Annotated in this window: 14 protein-coding genes; 10 read left to right on the top strand and 4 right to left on the bottom strand. The window is 68.6% G+C overall.

Annotation, left to right across the window (positions count from 1 at the left end):
- The first annotated feature begins 51 nt into the window (after positions 1-51).
- The gene (locus JFC09_RS02670; RefSeq protein WP_198392411.1) at positions 52-2,832 is read left to right on the top strand and encodes an AAA family ATPase; all 2,781 of its coding nucleotides are present in this window, start codon (positions 52-54) and stop codon (positions 2,830-2,832) included.
- A 53-nt stretch (positions 2,833-2,885) separates the two neighbouring features.
- Positions 2,886-3,815 (top strand): ketopantoate reductase family protein, encoded by a 930-nt coding sequence (locus JFC09_RS02675; protein ID WP_198392412.1) that lies wholly within the window; start codon positions 2,886-2,888, stop codon positions 3,813-3,815.
- A 277-nt stretch (positions 3,816-4,092) separates the two neighbouring features.
- On the opposite strand, the gene JFC09_RS02680 is transcribed toward JFC09_RS02675, so the two are convergent.
- A complete protein-coding gene (locus JFC09_RS02680) occupies positions 4,093-4,500 on the bottom strand; it encodes a cupin domain-containing protein (protein ID WP_198392413.1) in 408 nt (135 codons plus the stop codon).
- Positions 4,501-4,603: 103 nt separating this feature from the next.
- The gene (locus JFC09_RS02685) at positions 4,604-5,533 is read right to left on the bottom strand and encodes a LysR family transcriptional regulator (protein ID WP_198392414.1); all 930 of its coding nucleotides are present in this window, start codon (positions 5,531-5,533) and stop codon (positions 4,604-4,606) included.
- Positions 5,534-5,748: 215 nt separating this feature from the next.
- Between JFC09_RS02685 and JFC09_RS02690 the strand changes: the two genes are divergently transcribed.
- The 6 genes from JFC09_RS02690 (at position 5,749) to JFC09_RS02715 (ending at position 12,337) form a co-directional block, all read left to right on the top strand.
- Positions 5,749-7,113 carry an aromatic ring-hydroxylating oxygenase subunit alpha gene (locus tag JFC09_RS02690; RefSeq protein ID WP_198392415.1) on the top strand — a complete coding sequence of 455 codons (1,365 nt, stop codon included), beginning with the start codon at positions 5,749-5,751 and terminating at the stop codon, positions 7,111-7,113.
- On the top strand, positions 7,110-8,483 hold the full coding sequence (locus JFC09_RS02695; protein ID WP_198392416.1) for a flavin reductase family protein: 1,374 nt from the start codon (positions 7,110-7,112) through the stop codon (positions 8,481-8,483). Before JFC09_RS02690 ends, JFC09_RS02695 begins: the two co-directional genes overlap by 4 nt.
- 5 nt (positions 8,484-8,488) lie before the next feature.
- Positions 8,489-8,830 (top strand): helix-turn-helix domain-containing protein, encoded by a 342-nt coding sequence (locus JFC09_RS02700; protein ID WP_198392417.1) that lies wholly within the window; start codon positions 8,489-8,491, stop codon positions 8,828-8,830.
- 209 nt (positions 8,831-9,039) lie between these two features.
- Positions 9,040-10,254, top strand: a complete 1,215-nt coding sequence (locus JFC09_RS02705) for a cobalamin-independent methionine synthase II family protein (RefSeq protein WP_198392418.1) — start codon at positions 9,040-9,042, stop codon at positions 10,252-10,254.
- A 175-nt stretch (positions 10,255-10,429) separates the two neighbouring features.
- Complete coding sequence (locus JFC09_RS02710) at positions 10,430-11,518, top strand: homocysteine S-methyltransferase family protein (protein WP_198392419.1); 1,089 nt, start codon at positions 10,430-10,432, stop codon at positions 11,516-11,518.
- A gap of 348 nt (positions 11,519-11,866) precedes the next feature.
- A complete protein-coding gene (locus tag JFC09_RS02715; protein WP_198392420.1) occupies positions 11,867-12,337 on the top strand; it encodes a DUF2087 domain-containing protein in 471 nt (156 codons plus the stop codon).
- Between the two features lie 12 nt (positions 12,338-12,349).
- Here JFC09_RS02715 and JFC09_RS02720 read toward each other — a convergent pair whose 3' ends face one another.
- The gene (locus JFC09_RS02720) at positions 12,350-12,649 is read right to left on the bottom strand and encodes a YrhK family protein (RefSeq protein WP_198392421.1); all 300 of its coding nucleotides are present in this window, start codon (positions 12,647-12,649) and stop codon (positions 12,350-12,352) included.
- Between the two features lie 23 nt (positions 12,650-12,672).
- On the bottom strand, positions 12,673-13,527 hold the full coding sequence (locus JFC09_RS02725) for an SDR family NAD(P)-dependent oxidoreductase (protein ID WP_198392422.1): 855 nt from the start codon (positions 13,525-13,527) through the stop codon (positions 12,673-12,675).
- 166 nt (positions 13,528-13,693) lie between these two features.
- Here JFC09_RS02725 and JFC09_RS16625 point away from each other — a divergent pair, with 166 nt between their 5' ends.
- Both JFC09_RS16625 and JFC09_RS02735 read left to right on the top strand, forming a co-directional pair.
- A complete protein-coding gene (locus tag JFC09_RS16625) occupies positions 13,694-14,971 on the top strand; it encodes a DUF2599 domain-containing protein (RefSeq protein WP_198392423.1) in 1,278 nt (425 codons plus the stop codon).
- Positions 14,972-15,165: 194 nt separating this feature from the next.
- On the top strand, positions 15,166-15,588 hold the full coding sequence (locus JFC09_RS02735; RefSeq protein WP_198392424.1) for an organic hydroperoxide resistance protein: 423 nt from the start codon (positions 15,166-15,168) through the stop codon (positions 15,586-15,588).
- The last annotated feature ends 5 nt before the right edge of the window (positions 15,589-15,593 follow it).

The following is a 15,593-nucleotide window of genomic DNA, read 5'->3' on the forward strand; positions in this document are numbered from 1 at the left end:
CCGCTACGCCGTCCGCGCTTCGCGGCGACGTCCCCCACCAGGAGAATCGATATGGCAGAACGGACAGCCCCCGCGGCGCACCTGACGGACGACGACCTTGCGATCATGACCTCAGGCCGCCCCTACCTGGGTGGCTGGGGCACGGGAGCGCCGTGGATCCTCACCCCCGAAGCACTGACCGAGTTCCGCGGCCGCATGCTGGCGATGGCGACGCACGAGCACGCGCACTGCTTCGATGCGGAGCAGGAGGAACTGGGCTACGTCGACTCGGTCCCCCCGCTCGTGCAGCTGACGGCGTACCTGTTCGAAGCTCTCCAGGGACCTTTCGTCGTGCTGGACGACACGGCGTACAACACTGTGATGGAGGGTTTCAAGCCGGGTGGCGCGGGGAACGGGCGCAGCCTGGCCATCATGTTGTGGCCGGCGTCGTTCAACGGGATAACGTCCGTGTGGCGGATACTGCGCAGGTACAACGACATCGAGACGACTGCCACGATCATCGTGGAGATGCTTGACGTGCTGGGCGATCTTCCGCCCTTGGCGACTGCTGCGCACGCCGCAGCGAAGGCGGTGAGTGCGGCGACGAGCATTCCGCAAGCTCAGCTCGACGCCGCAGACGATGCGCAGCTCGCACTGCACTTCGCAGGGTCTCTCGACGTCGACGAACTTGCCGCAATACCGTGGCTGCGTGGCCCCGAACACGCGCTGGCGACACTCTCCGGGGAACTCGCCGCGTCTGCGAAGGCGCTCGCAGACGCAGACATCCACCTGCCTGCTCTTGAAGAACTGCTTGTGAGCGAGCTGGTGGCAGTGGAGGGCAGCGTCGCGCCCGAGTTCAGGACGATGTTGGGCGGAGCAACGTTCAGGCGCGTGAGGGAACGAGTCTCTGCAGGGGAACCCACCGAGGTCGACCGGTCCACGCTCTCGAACCTCTTGGTCCGAGCGATCCGGGGTGGCAACGCTGGGCCGGCTCACCAGTGGACGACAGCGGCCCACTGGATACTCCTCGCCGCGCGGGACCTGAGCGGTGCGGACCTGGCCCTTTCCTCGATCGACCTCCCGGACTTCGCGGACGACCTCAGCGATCTCCTCAGAGACCAGGGCCAGAGCGTGCCCGACTCTGGCGACTCAGTGGAGCACGGCAAGGCTCCGGTGCCTGGTGGACCTTCGGAGCAAGATGAAACAGGCGCGGATACGGACGATCCCTGGACACGCCTCGACGGCATGGTGGGCCTCAGCGGTGTGAAGTCGACAGTGCGCAGGGCGCTGCGCGGCGCGGAGCTCGCGCAGCGGCGCCGGGAAGCGGGCATCACCCTCAAGCCCCCGGCACGGCACCTGCTCTTCCTGGGCAACCCGGGGACGGGGAAGACCGAAGTCGCGCGCCTCATCGGCCAGATCTACCGCGACAGGGGAGTGCTGCGGACCGGAAAGCTCGTCGAGGCCTCACGCGCAGACCTTGTAGGCGAAGGCATCGGTGAGACAGCGCCGAAAGTGCGGAAGAAGTTCGCCGCTGCGATGGGCGGAGTGCTCTTCATCGACGAGGCGTACACCCTCAACGTCGAAGGGCACACCGATTACGGGAAGGAAGCCGTCAACGAGCTCATGACGCTCATGGACAACCACCGCGACGACGTCCTCGTCATCGCTGCCGGCTATCGCGAACAGATGCAGACGCTGCTGCGGGCCAACCCGGGACTGGAATCGCGATTCGGCAACCGGGTGATCTTCGACGACTTCTCCGACGACGAGCTGGTGGAGATCTTCGAGGGGATGGTGCGGGACGCACACCTGGAGCTGGAGGACGGAGTCGTGAAGGAGGTCCGCTCCACGCTGCCGCGCAAGCGAACTCCGCGCTACGGCAACGCCCGCGAGATGCGACGACTCTTCGAAGCGACCGTCGAGCGGCAGGGGATGCGGCTGAGCGGCCGCCTGGACGACCTCACGGATGAAGAGGTCCGCACCCTCACCGTCGCGGACGTGAGGGAGGACCGGCAGGACGACGAGCAGCGACGCCGCATCTTCGTCTCCGCGGAACGTGACCTCAACAGCCTCGTGGGCCTGGAGCAGATCAAACGGGAGGTCGGCGGGCTGGTCGACGAGGTGCGGATGGAGGAGACGCTGCGAGCGGCGGGTGTGAGCGCAAACGACGACGCACGACACATGCTGTTCCTCGGGAACCCCGGAACCGGCAAGACGGAGGTTGCGAGGATCCTCGCACGGATCTACCACGGACTGGGCCTGCTGTCGCAGGGGCATCTCGTCGAAGTCCACCGATCCGACCTGGTCGCCGGATACATCGGCCAGACGGCGCTCAAGACGGAGGCGAAGATCGAATCCGCGATCGGCGGGGTGCTCTTCATCGACGAGGCCTACAGCCTCGTGAACGATACGGAGAACGACTTCGGTCAGGAGGCGGTCGCCAAGCTGCTGACCTTCATGGAGGACTACCGGGACGACCTCGTCGTCATCGCCGCCGGCTATGGAGACGAGATGGACGACTTCCTCGCCTCCAACAGCGGACTGCCGTCCCGGTTCCCCGTCCACTTCACATTTCCCGACTATTCCGACGACGAGCTGGTCGACGTCCTCGTCCGCTTCGCCCATGCGGACAACCGCAACGTGGGGCCCGAGGCCCTGGCCGAGGCCCGATCCATCCTGGCGACAAAGCGGAATATGCCGGGATTCGGCAACGCCCGCGACGTCCGCACCCTCTACGCCTCCGCGAAACGGCACCAGATCAGCCGTCTGGCAGACGAGCTCTCCTTCCAGGAAGTCACTCCCGAACGCGTGCGGACGCTGCTGCCGGTCGACCTGGCGCGGGCACTGGTCTGACGGGTGCGAGTAGTCTCGTCGGGACGAGTCCAGAGCAGGAGAGGGTGCGGGGATTGAAGATTCTGATCGTGGGCGCAGGCGCCACAGGTGGCGCGTACGGTGCCAGGCTCCTCGACGCGGGGCGCGATGTGACGTTCCTCGTGAGGGAGCGCCGCGCACAGCAGCTCCAGCGTGACGGGCTGCGCTTCCGCGACCCGGAAGGGGAGCGCCGGTACGACGTGCGGGCGATCACGGCTGTCGATGACGCGTACGACCTCGTCGTCGTAGCAGTGAAGGCGCCCGCTCTGCCAGCGGTCATCGAACAGATCCGCCCCGCCGTGGGCCCTGCGACCCGCATCCTGCCGCTGCTCAACGGGATGCGGCACATCGACCAGCTGGCGGATGCGTACCCCGGCCATGCGATCGGCGGGCTCGTGAAGATCATCGGCACGATCGACGACACGGGGACCGTCCTGCAGATGACACCTATGAGCGCGATGATCATCGGAGCACTGGACGGGAGCACACTCCCCGACGACGTGCGCACCGTGTTCGACGTCCCCGGCGTGAAGCTCGCCGTGGTCGACGACATCCTCGACCGTCTCTGGGAGAAGTGGGCGTTCATCGCCTCCGCTGGAGTCGTCACGTGCCTGTTCCGCGGCGAGGTGGGCGACATCATCGCTGCCGGGGGAGAGCCCCTGGTGCTCCAGGCGATCGCGGAGGCCGAAAGCGTTGCCGCCGCAGCAGGCCACCCCGTCAGCGACGAAACCCACGCGCAGGGCGTGCAGACACTCACGGCAGCAGGCTCGCGCTTCACCTCATCGCTGTACCGCGACCTGCAGCAGGGTGACCCGCAGGAGGCGGAGCACATCCTGGGCGACCTGGCGGAGCGGGCACGCACTCACGGGGTGGCGACCCCGCTGCTGGACGCGACCGTGGTCCAGGTGCGCGCCCACGAGCAGGCCCGGCTCCGGCGGGAGCGCGAAGCCGAAAGCGCTGTGTGACCGCGAGCTGATCGTCGCGGCGCTCACCCCATGAGTGTCATACCCGATGTCCAGCCCCAGAACGCGTGCGTCGGCGGAAGGAACCGGCAGAGGACTGCGAGCAGCGCGGGCGCGGACCCGGTGACGACGGCGACGGCAGTGAGTGCGGCGACCGATCACGATGATGAACGGCGCGAGCACGGGGAGGATCCACCGACCGGACTCCGTAGGGTTCCGCGCTGTCATGGCGGAGTGCTGGAGCGCGTCTGTGTCGAGGCCCGTCGCCCCCGCGCACACGTCATGACTGTTCTGCGAGCGCCTTGAGTGCGTGCTGGACCGTGCTGAATCCCGTGAGGTCGGCATTCCCCGGGTCGCCCCACACGACGATGACGCGCAGCGGTTCCTCTCCAGTGTTCACGAGGTCGTGGTCGGTCCCTGCCTTGCTGAGCATCGCGTCGCCAGGGCCCAGCCGGTGCACCTCGCCGTCCAGAGTGAGGGTCGCGGTGCCGGAGACCACCAGGTAGACCTCCTCCAACGGCGGGTCGTCATGCGTGTGCATCCCTTCGCTGGCGCCCGGGTCCAGTGTCCACATCTGCACCGATACGGGGAGATCCGATTCCTTGACGAAGTAATGCTTGATCGTGGTTCGCCCCTCCCCGCCATGCAGGGTGAGGTCGAATGCGTAGTCACCGTCTCGCTCGATCATGTCCTTCAAGCCTCCTTGCATGAGGAACGTGGTGGGGCAATCGTGTCATCGAAGCACCCCGCGTCGCATCGTCGTTCCTCGGCTCATGGAGCAGACTGGCGGCTCACGGCGTCGGCTGGCGGCTCAGCTCGATCTGGCGGGCCGCCTCATTCAGCGCCGTGAGCGCCGCCTCCACCATCGGGCGGCGGCCACTGCCGCGACGGATGCCGGTGAGGATGCGGCGTGACGGTACGGGGTCGCCGGTCAGGGGGATGCGCACCACGGCGTGACCCGCAGGCAGGCGGGCCAGTCGAGGGACCAGGGACACTCCCAGCCCTGCGCCCACCAGCGCCGCGCCCGTCTCCCATTCCCGGGACAGGTGCGCCGCGGTGGGGTGGAATCCTGCAGCGGAGCACGCGACCATGACCAGCCGGTGGTAGGTGCTGCCGGGCTTGTCGACGATCCAGTCCTCCTCCGCCGCTTCGATGAGCGCGACGGAGGTGCGGCCCGCCAGGCGGTGGTCTGCCGGCACCAGCAGGTCCAGCGGGTCCTTGAGGAGGTCGTGCTGGACGAACCGCGGATCGTTGCGTGCGGGCAGCGGCTCTGTCGCGACGACCACTGCGACGTCCGCCCGTTCCGCCAGCAGCAGCTCGAAGCACTCCTCCGGGTCCGCCTCGATGATCGTGATCGCGCCCTCCGGGAACGCCTCCGTCACGGCGTATGCGGCTGCCGGGAGCAGGGAGCCCGCCGCCGTCGAAAAGCCGCACAGCGTCAGGCTGTCATCCTGGTGGTCCTCGTCGGCCCGCAGCAGATCGCCCCGCATCTCCTCCCACCGCGCACTCAGTTCGTGCGCGTGCTCGAGCAGGATCCGCCCGGCCGCAGTGAAGCGCAGGTTGCGGCCCTGTTGCTCCACGACCGCCACGCCCAGGTCCTCCGACAGCGTCTTGAGCTGGTGCGACACAGCGGACGGGGTGTACGAGAGGGCCTGCGCGGTGGCCGTCACCGTGCCCTTCTCCGCCAGCATCCTCAGCACCGTGAGCCGTCGATCGATCATGCGCTCATTGTGCCCTGTGCGTTGAAGGCGGTCACCGGCGATCCAGGCCACTGAAGACCATGCAGATATTCTGCATGGTCTCATCGAATTCCATTCGCTTTTCTTTCCGCTGATCTCGCCGGACACTGGGGGTACAGCCCGGGCATCCGTCGGCAGAGTCGCCGACGCCCCCACTCCGGGCGGATCCACTGCATCGACGCAAGGAGGGACCGACAATGACGACGATCCCACGGGGCTCGACCAGCGCACAGGACGCGACCACCCTGGCGACGGAGTACACCCGGGGCACCTGGGAGCATGCGGTCGCGCACCGGCGGCCGGGCTACTCGCTGGAAGCCCCGTTCTACACGGACCCGGACTACTACCAGAAGGACCTCGAGGCGGTATTCCAGAAGACGTGGATCTTCGCCGCCTCCGTTGCGGAAATCCCTGAGCCCGGCGACTACATCACCCTCGACGTGGGGCGGGCCTCCGTCATCATCATCCGTGACGACGACGAGCAGGTCCGCGCCCACCACAACGTGTGCCGCCACCGCGGCGCCCGCCTGCTGACCGACACCACGGGCTCCGTCGGCAACATCGTGTGCGGCTACCACCAGTGGACGTATTCGCCGGAAGGCGACCTCATCCACGCGGGCGTGCAGGCGCCGGACTTCAACCCGGCCTGCTTCTCCCTGCTGTCCGTCCACGTCAAGGTCATCGCGGGCCTCATCTTCCTCTGCCTCGCGAAGGACGCGCCCGACGACATCGACGACGTCGCCGACCGCATCAGCCCCTACATCGCCCCGCACGCCCTGGAGCGCACGAAGGTCGCGTTCCAGGAGGACCTCGTCGAGCACGCCAACTGGAAGCTCGTCATGGAGAACAACCGGGAGTGCTACCACTGCGAGGCCGGCCACCCGGAGCTCACCTGCACCTTCTTCCCCACCTACGGCTACAAGGTGGAGGAGATCCCCAAGCGGCTGCTGCCCGCCCACGACCGGTACCTCGCCGCAGAGCAGCTGCTGAGCGTCAACGCGGACCGCAACGGGCTGCTCACGGAGGCGATCGAGGAGCTGAGCGGTCGTCCCACCGGGTTCCGCATCCAGCGGGAAGCCCTGGACGGGGCGGGGGAGTCGTACACGAAGGACGGGGCGTCCGCCTCGAAGAGGCTGCTGGGGTCGTTCGACACCCCCGTGCTGGGGCGCCTGTCGCTGCACGTCCAGCCCAACACGTGGTTCCACTTCCTGGGCGACCACGTCGTCACCTTCACCCTCGTGCCGCTGGGCGTGGACCGCACCCTGGTCCGCACCACCTGGCTGGTCCACGAGGACGCGGTCGAAGGCGTCGACTACGACCTGCCGACCCTCACGGAGGTGTGGCACATGACGAACGCCCAGGACGCGGAGCTGTGCGCCCGCGCCCAGGTGGGCATCAGCAGCCCCGCCTACCTGCCGGGGCCCTACGCCCCGCACGAATACCAGGTCGAGGAGTTCGTCACCTGGTACATCGAACGGCTGCGGGAGCACGCGGGCATCGAGGCCGCGCCGGCAGCATCAACACTGGCAGCGCCGGCGGGCACGGAGGAGGCGGCACCATGACGACGTACTACGACGGCGGAGGGGCACCTGTCACCGGTGCCGCGACCGGATCCTGGTCGCCCTCGCTCCCCGCCGGGTTTCCCCGCGACGAGTTCACCGGCGACCTCGTCTGCTCGGGCGTCACCCCGGTCAGCCACGACGTCGTCGACCTGAGCTTCCGTGCGTGCGACGGCGGGACCCTGCCGTTCTCGCCCGGCCAGTACTACACGTTCACGTTCCCGCAGCTGGGCGTGGACCGGTGCTACTCGGTGAGTTCCGCGCCGGCGCTGGACGGCGGTGGGGTCGAGGAGTTCACGATCACGGTCAAGCGGGTGCCGGGCGGGCCGGTCTCCACGTTCCTCCACGAGCACTTCCGGGTGGGCGACACGGTGCGCGCGGACGGCCCGTACGGCGTGTTCGGATCCGACGTGCGGCCCGGCGCGGGTGCCCTCTACCTGTCCGCCGGCAGCGGCATCACCCCGTTCCTGTCGATGATGCGGGCCCGCCGCGCGCTGCTGGAGCAGGGTGAGCGGACCCTGCCGCTGTGGTCTTCCGTCGTGCACGTCCACGCCGCGCACACGCCGGCGGACCTCGTCCACCGCGCCGAGGTCATGGCCATGTCCGACCGCCACGCCACCACCGTCATCCCGGTCTGCTCGGCAGACTCCGCCGCCGAGGCCTGGGCCGGCGTCCGCGGCCGCCTCACCTCCCAGAAGCTCGTGGTGCTGGTCCCGGACCTCGCGGATCGCGAGGTGTTCATCTGCGGGCCCACCCCCTACATGGAGGCGGTGCTCGCGATGGTCGTCGACCTGGGAGTGCCGCACGATCGGATCCACCTCGAGTCCTACGTGTTCGGGGAGACGCCCCGCGTGCCGCAGCCGGTGCTCGAACCGCCGGGGGAGAGCGGCACCCCGGATTCCGCGGCGGCATCGAATCTCGCAGTGACATCGGGCCCAGCAGCGGCGCCGGCTCCCGCGGCGGCGTCAGACTCAGCTGCGGCGTCGGACCCCGCTGCGGCGTCGGACCCAGCCGCAGCATCGACGCCGGCAGTCGCTCCCGTGGCACTCGCCGACCCTCAGGTGCGGCCCGACGAAGGGGACGCGGGCGGGGGAGGTGAGGGGACCTCGGCGGCGGTGTTCTCCATCGAGTTCCGCGGTGCCGGCTGCAAGGTCGAGTGCCCACGGGGGATGACGATCCTGGAAGCCGCGCGGCAGGCGGGTGTCGCCCACCCGTCGTCGTGCGCGGAGGGAGTGTGCGGCACGTGCAAGGCGACGAAGGTGAGCGGTGAGGTGGACATGGACCACGCCGGCGGCATCCGGCCCCGGGAGATCCGGGAGGGCAAGATCCTGCCGTGCTGCTCCGTGCCGCTCACGGATGTCGTCATGGAGTGACGGCGATGGTGAAGCATCCCTGGTCAGAGGAGACGCGTGTCATCTATGAGGCCGCCGCCACTGCGCGCGGGGCGGAGGGGGACGCGCGGGCGATGCTCGGGGCGAAGCTCGCACACATGCGGGTGCAGCGCCGACTCTCCCAGCTGGCGCTGTCCCTGGCGAGCGGCGTGCAGCAGGCAGAGATCAGTCGCATCGAGAACGGTCGGGGCAACCCCACCCTGGCGACGCTCGAAAGGCTCGCAACCGTGCTCGGTGCGAGGCTCGATCTCGTGGACGTCGACGAGCCCGACACCGCGCGGTGCCTCGTCGACGCGGGTGACGGGAGCACAGTGGCCGACCTCGTGTGACGACCCTCCCGGTGACGTGAGGGCCCCAGTCCTACCCAAGAGACGTTTTGTGACGTTTAGACTCGAGATATGACGATGCTGCCCGGATCGCCGCTGGCCCGTGTGGTGATGTGTGTCTACCCGCACTGCGGCCGCACCCGCTCCGGGACAGCTGCGACGCGGCACACCCAAGACACCTAGCCGGGTAACCGGGTTCACAGGAGAGAATCATGTCCGACGCCATCCGCACCTCGCATGCAGGTTCGCTGCCGCGCACCCCTGCACTCATCGAGGCCAACGCCGCGAAGGCCAACGGCACTGCCGGTGCCGACTACGAAGCGCTTCTCACGGAGAGCGTGGTCGACCTGCTCCAGAAGCAGAAGGACCTCGGTATCACAGAGCCGAACGATGGCGAATACGGTCACGCGATGGCGTCCCAGTTCGACTACGGGGCGTGGTGGCACTACTCGTTCAACCGCACGAACGGCCTCGAGATCTCCGGTGAGGGCCTGTGGAACCTCCCGGCGCAGGTGAGCGAACCGGGCAACATCAAGCTCACGAGCTTCGCGGACCGCCGCGACCGCAACCTCTTCCCCGCCGCCTACAGCGACCCGGACGCAGGCACGGACACCGGCTCGCAGCCCGGATTCCCCATCGCGGTCGGCCCCATCTCCTACGCGGGTCAGGACGCGGTCGCCCGCGACATCGCGAACGTGAAGAAGGGTCTCGAGGCCGCGGGCTACGAGACGTCGCGCGGATTCCTCAACTCCCTGTCCCCGGCATCGGCCGCGCGCATCGAGAACGAGCACTACGGGTCCTACGAGGAGTTCGTGTGGGCGTGGGCGGACGTGCTGCGCGAGGAGTACCTCGCCATCACGCAGGCGGGCCTCACGGTGCAGATCGACGACCCGTCGCTCGCGGAGAACTTCGACCAGATCAACCCGGAGCCGTCCTACGAGGACTACCGTGCCTTCACCCAGCTGAGCATTGACGCGCTCAACCACGCGCTGCGCGGCATCGACCCGCAGCAGGTGCGCGTCCACACCTGTTGGGGATCCTGGCACGGCCCGCACGTCACGGATCTGCCGTTCTCCGTCATCGTCGACCAGGTCCTCACGATCAACGCCGCCGGCATCACCTTCGAGGCGGCGAACGTGCGCCACGAGCACGAATGGAAGATCTGGAAGGACGTCACCCTGCCGGACGACAAGTACATCATCCCCGGCATCGTCTCCCACTCGACGAACGTCGTCGAGCACCCGGAGCTCGTCGCGGACCGTGTGAAGCGCTTCGCGGAGCTCGTGGGCGCCGACCGGGTCGTCGCGTCGACGGACTGCGGCCTGGGCGGCCGCGTGCACCCGGAGATCGCGATCGCGAAGCTGCAGTCCCTGGTCCAGGGCACTGAGATCGCATCCGAATCCTTCAAGAAGACAGTGCTCGTCTGAGTCGACGAGGACACGAGGACTGGAGAACACACGACGGGGTCGCTCCGCGAGGACAGACGGAGCGGCCCCGTTGTGCGTCGGCCCTCATCCCGGGACCTCCGGCTCAGCAGGTTCCTCGGCCCCGAACACACACCTCCCACTCGACCACAGAGACGTGCACGTCAAGGAGACAGCCATGACCACTTCCGCACCCACCCCCGCCTCCGGCATCGCGCCGGCCACCGCACCCACCCTCACGGAACGCCTGGACGACGGCCCCGTCATCATCGCGGAGGGCTTCCTCTTCGAACTCGAGCGCCGCGGCTACCTCACTGCCGGTGAGTTCGTGCCCGAGGTCGCACTCGAGTTCCCGGAGGCGCTGCGCGCCCTCCACGTCGACTTCCAGCGTGCGGGCTCCGACATCGTCGAAGCGTTCACCTACAACGGCCACCGCGAGAAGATGCGGGTGATCGGCAAGGAGGACCTGCTGGAGCCCCTCAACCGGTCCGCCCTGCGCATCGCCCGCGAGGTCGCGGATTCCCGCCCGGGCGACCTGGTCGCCGGCAACATCTCGAACTCCAACATCTGGGATCCGGCGAACCCGCAGAGCCAGGCCGAGGTCCGCTCGATGTTCGAGGAGATGGTCGGCTGGGCCGTCGAGGAAGGTGCCGACATCATCGTCGGCGAGACCTTCTACTACGCAGGTGAGGCGCTCGCCGCACTGGAGATCGCCAAGGCCAGCGGCCTGCAGGTCGTTCTCACGCTCGCCCCGATGGCGTTCGAGGAGATGGCGGACGGTGTGAGCGTCGTGGAGACGGCGCAGCGCCTCGAGCAGGCGGGTGCGGACGTGGTCGGCATGAACTGCTTCCGCGGGCCGGACACCCTCCTGCCGTACATCCGGCAGATCCGCGAGGCGGTGTCCTGTCATGTGGGCGCGCTGCCCATCCCGTACCGGACGACGCAGGAAGAGCCGACCTTCTTCAACCTGAGCGACCCGCACGCGCGCGTGCCCGCACCGCAGGGTCGGACGTTCCCCACGGCGCTCGACCCGCTGTACTCCAACCGCTACGAGATCAGGCGGTTCGCAGAGGAGGCGTACGAGATCGGCGTCAACTACCTGGGTGTCTGCTGCGGTGCGTCCCCCGCGCACATCCGCGAGGTCGCCGAGGCCGTGGGCCGTGTGACCGACGCCAGCCGGTTCTCCGAGAAGATGGCGAACCACTTCATGTACGGCAGCAACGAGCGGCTGCCGGAGCACATCGTCGCACTGGGCGACCGCGCCTGAACCTGCCCGCCCTGAGCTGACGCACCGGGAACTCCGGCTCACCCGGAGCCGAGCCGGACGCATTCTGAGCCGGAGCCACTCGGAGGCGGCTCACCCGGAGGTGCGCTGTGCCCTCCCCGCGTCATCGGCCCCCACCTGTGTTGACAGGTGGGGGCCGATGCGTGATCGTAGGGTCCGGCGCAGATCCACCGCCCAGCCCGCGCACCGGCCCCAGCCCGGACGCACAGGTGAAGGGGAGCAGATCCTCGGATCGCCGCACGATGATCGTGCAGCACGGTACACCGGTGAACAGGACATGAGTCACGCGCCGTGCAGGCTGGGGATGCTCGTGGCGCGGGAAGACTGCACATGACTGCTCACAGCGACTTCAAGAAGCTCGTCCGCGCACGGATGGATCGCACGGGTGAGAACTACACGACCGCGCGCGCCGCGCTGGAACTCGACCGCGATGCCGCGCGTGCACAGCACGAACGACTCGTCCGCTCCCATTTCGAAGACGGCCGTTTCGAGGATGGTCGGCTCCTGCGCATCCCCGCCCGCCGCCGCGCACGGTTCGCGGTGCTTCTCGAGCTGCTCAGCCGCTTCACGCCGGGGCGCACCTACACGGAGACCCAGGTCAACGGCATCCTGCGCCCCGCCCATGACGACGTCGCCTACCTCCGCCGCGAGCTCGTCGACTACCGGCTGCTGGAGCGCGACGGGCTGGGCACCTACTGGGTGACGACGACACCTCCTGTGCGCGATGCCAACGAAGCACAGGAATCCGGCGACTGGGAGAAGATCTGGCTGCCCGAGTTCCTGGGTGCGGGCGCGGCGTGACCCGCCGGGGCGTCAGTAGTCGTACGACTCTTCGGGGGCGGCTCCCGGTGCGATCCGCTGCAGGTGGAGGTGCCGGGCGAAGCGGATCACGGGGCGCAGGAGCATCTCCGCGCTGCCGATGACGAAGAGGACGGTGCCCGCCGTCTGCGTCGTCTCGGAGAAGAACATGAAGCTGCCCACGAGGAACCACAGTCCGATGAGGACGTCGTTCGCGATGCTCAGCGCCTCGTAGCGCTTGCGGATGACCAGCTGCTCGTGTCCGAAGTGGAGGACGAAGTCGTTCCTCCCCTTCGCATCGTCTGATCGGGCCATCTTCGGCATCATCCTTCTTCTGCTCAGTACCGGGGGCGGACCCACACTTCGCTGATGAGTGCGTCCTCGGGTGCGTCGACGACATGGCGGACGGTGCGTGCGACGCTCGCCGCATCCAGCCGGAAGTCCCTCTCCGTCACCGGGTAGTCGTGCGGCGCTTTCGCCGTGGCCATGGGCGTGTGGGTGGGTCCCGGCGCGACAGTCGACACCCGCACGCCGTCGGCGGACACCTGCTGGCGCAGCCCGTCCGTCATCGCCTGCAGCGCGTGCTTCGACGCCGAGTACACCGTGTGGAACGGCACGGACGTGCGCGAGGCGCCGGAACCGATGAACACGACCGTCCCCTTCACGGGCCGCAGCCACGGCAGCAGGGCCCGCGAGATCTCCGCGGGGGAGATGACGTTCGTCGCGAAGGACTCCCGCCAGTCGTCCGGGGTCGCGTCCTCGACCGTGAACCGCGGTGCGATCGCCGCGCAGTGCACCAGCACGTCGACCCTGCCCAGCGGGGTGATCTCCTCCACGAGGATCTCCGCCGCCGTCTCCGGATCCTCCAGATCCGCGAACACGGGGATCACCAGCGCCCCGTTGCTGGGAGGCGCGGCGGCGTGTGCGGTGGCGGCGGCCTCGGGCGCGGAGCCGGAGGCCCGGTCCACGACGGCGTGCAGCCGCTCCATGTTGCGCCCCACCGCCACGACCGTGTGGTCACGCGCCAGGTCCAGGACGATCTCCGCACCGATCCCACTGGAGCCCCCGGTGACGACGGCGACCGGTGCCGCAGACTTCGACCGCCTGCTCGACAGGTCGAGGACATCGGCGTCGAGGTTGGAGGGAGCGGGCGTGAGCGGCCCGCCGGAACGTGTGAACGGGGAGTGCGGCATAGACCCCATTGTCGCGCACGAATCGACCGAGCGGTACGTGATCTGAACGGCATCCGTCTCAGGGAAGGGCTCAGTCGAGAACGCACCCCGGACATCGGCGACGGCGGAGGCCCCGCACAGTTAATGTGGATACTGGACAGTTCTCAAATGGAACGGCGGTGCACTCATGCTGCGGTGGACACGGGCAGCGACGGCTGTCGCGATGATCGGGGCTCTCACGATCAGCGGAATCACCCCCGGCGCGATCGGCGCCGATGCCCAGACGAACACGCCCATCGGGGACTTCACCGCGGCTCCGTCACCGTCCCTCGACTTCACCGGCGCACCCTCGCCGTCACCGGACTACACGGGGGCGCCCTCACCGGACCCCGACTTCACGGGGGCGCCGTCGCCCACACCCACGGACCCGGCGCCTACCTCGCCGGCTCCCGCCCCCACTTCACCTGCTCCCAGTCCGACCACCGACCCCACGCCGGACCCGGATCCGAGCGAACCCGAGCCAGGCCCGAGCGAACCTGCGATGACCGCCTACGAGGCGCTCGTCGCCCTGGATGCGCGCAGCGAGACCTGGACGGGACCGGACGTCCTCACGACCCTCGCCCGGGTGCGCGTCGACTCCGACGCCGCACACGCCGTGGACACGACCGTCGCGACCGCGCACGTCGTGCTCCCGGCAGATGCGCAGGGCACCGTCGAGGTGTCGCGCGGCGGACGCGACCTCACCGTCACCCTGCCCCACCCGACGACGGGGGACGCAGCGGAGGAAGCGGCCGTCGGCGTGGTGGAGTACCGCAACAGCGAAGGGTTCAGCTCGTTCCCGATCGTCCGCGACGACGCCTCGATCAGGCTCACCACCGTCGTCGTGGAACCCGACGCTCCGACCGACTACTCCTACACGATGGGCGGCGACGCCTCCCACGTCATGCCGACGTCCGACGGCTACGCCCTCTTCGACGACGGGACCGGCATCTACACCGGCGCGGTCGTGCCCAGCTGGGCCTTCGACGCCGACGGCAACGCGGTGCCCAGCCACTACGAATCCCGCGGTGGAGTGCTCACCCACGTCATCGAGCACACCGGCGAGGGCGTCGTCTACCCCGTCGTGGCCGACGCCCACATGGGTGAAGGGCTCATCAACCTGGTCGAGAGGACCACGGCGGAAGGCGCTCCCCGGTATAAAGTGCGCCCGTCCTCGTGGGGGATCGCGGTCGCCCGGGACTTCGGCGACGGAGTGCTCGACCGGCCGCTGCGCGGCTCCTACATGATGCGCACGGAGATGTGGGACGAGGCCGTCGCGAAGGGATCCGGCGACTCCGTCTCCCTCAAGCAGCAGTTCGACTGCCACGCGGTGTTCGCGCCCCTCAAGCACACGTGGAACCTCGAAGCGTTCCGGCCGCCCAACGACGACTGGTACGAGGAGAAGTCCGGCTGCAACTGGTGGTGAGGACGACCGGACGACCGGACGACCGGACGTCCGCGGGGTCGACGGGGCGGTCGGACGATCGGGCAGACAGCCGGTCGGACGACTGCGCGGTGGACAGGTCCACCAGTCTGCGCAATGGTGGGAAGCAGGTGGCCGCGCTGCGGGGTACCTTGCTCGACCACCCGTTCCGATCCATTCGACGATGAGGAGACGACATGAACACCCCGGAGAACATCGCTTACACGGCACGCGCAGAAGTCACGGGAGGTCGTGACGGGCACGGCGCCACGGACGACAAGACGCTCGAGGTCGACCTCCGCGCACCCAAGGAGATGGGCGGCGCGGGCGGCGGCACGAACCCGGAGCAGCTCTTCGCGATCGGCTACGGCGCCTGCTTCCAGGGAGCCCTGGGCCTGGCGGGCAAGGAGATGGGCGTCGACACGTCCGACTCCGTCGTCAACGCAGAGGTGGGCATCGGCAAGGAGGGCGAGAGCTTCGGTCTGAGCGTCAAGCTCTCCGTCAGCCTGCCGGGCGTCGACAAGGACCAGGCGCAGAAGCTCGTCGACCGCACTCACGAGCTGTGCCCCTACTCGAAGGCCACCCGCGGGAACATCCCCGTCGAGGTCGTCGCAGTCTGAGCCGT

Source organism: Brevibacterium yomogidense (assembly GCF_016107685.1).
Taxonomy (GTDB): Bacteria; Actinomycetota; Actinomycetes; order Actinomycetales; family Brevibacteriaceae; genus Brevibacterium; species Brevibacterium yomogidense.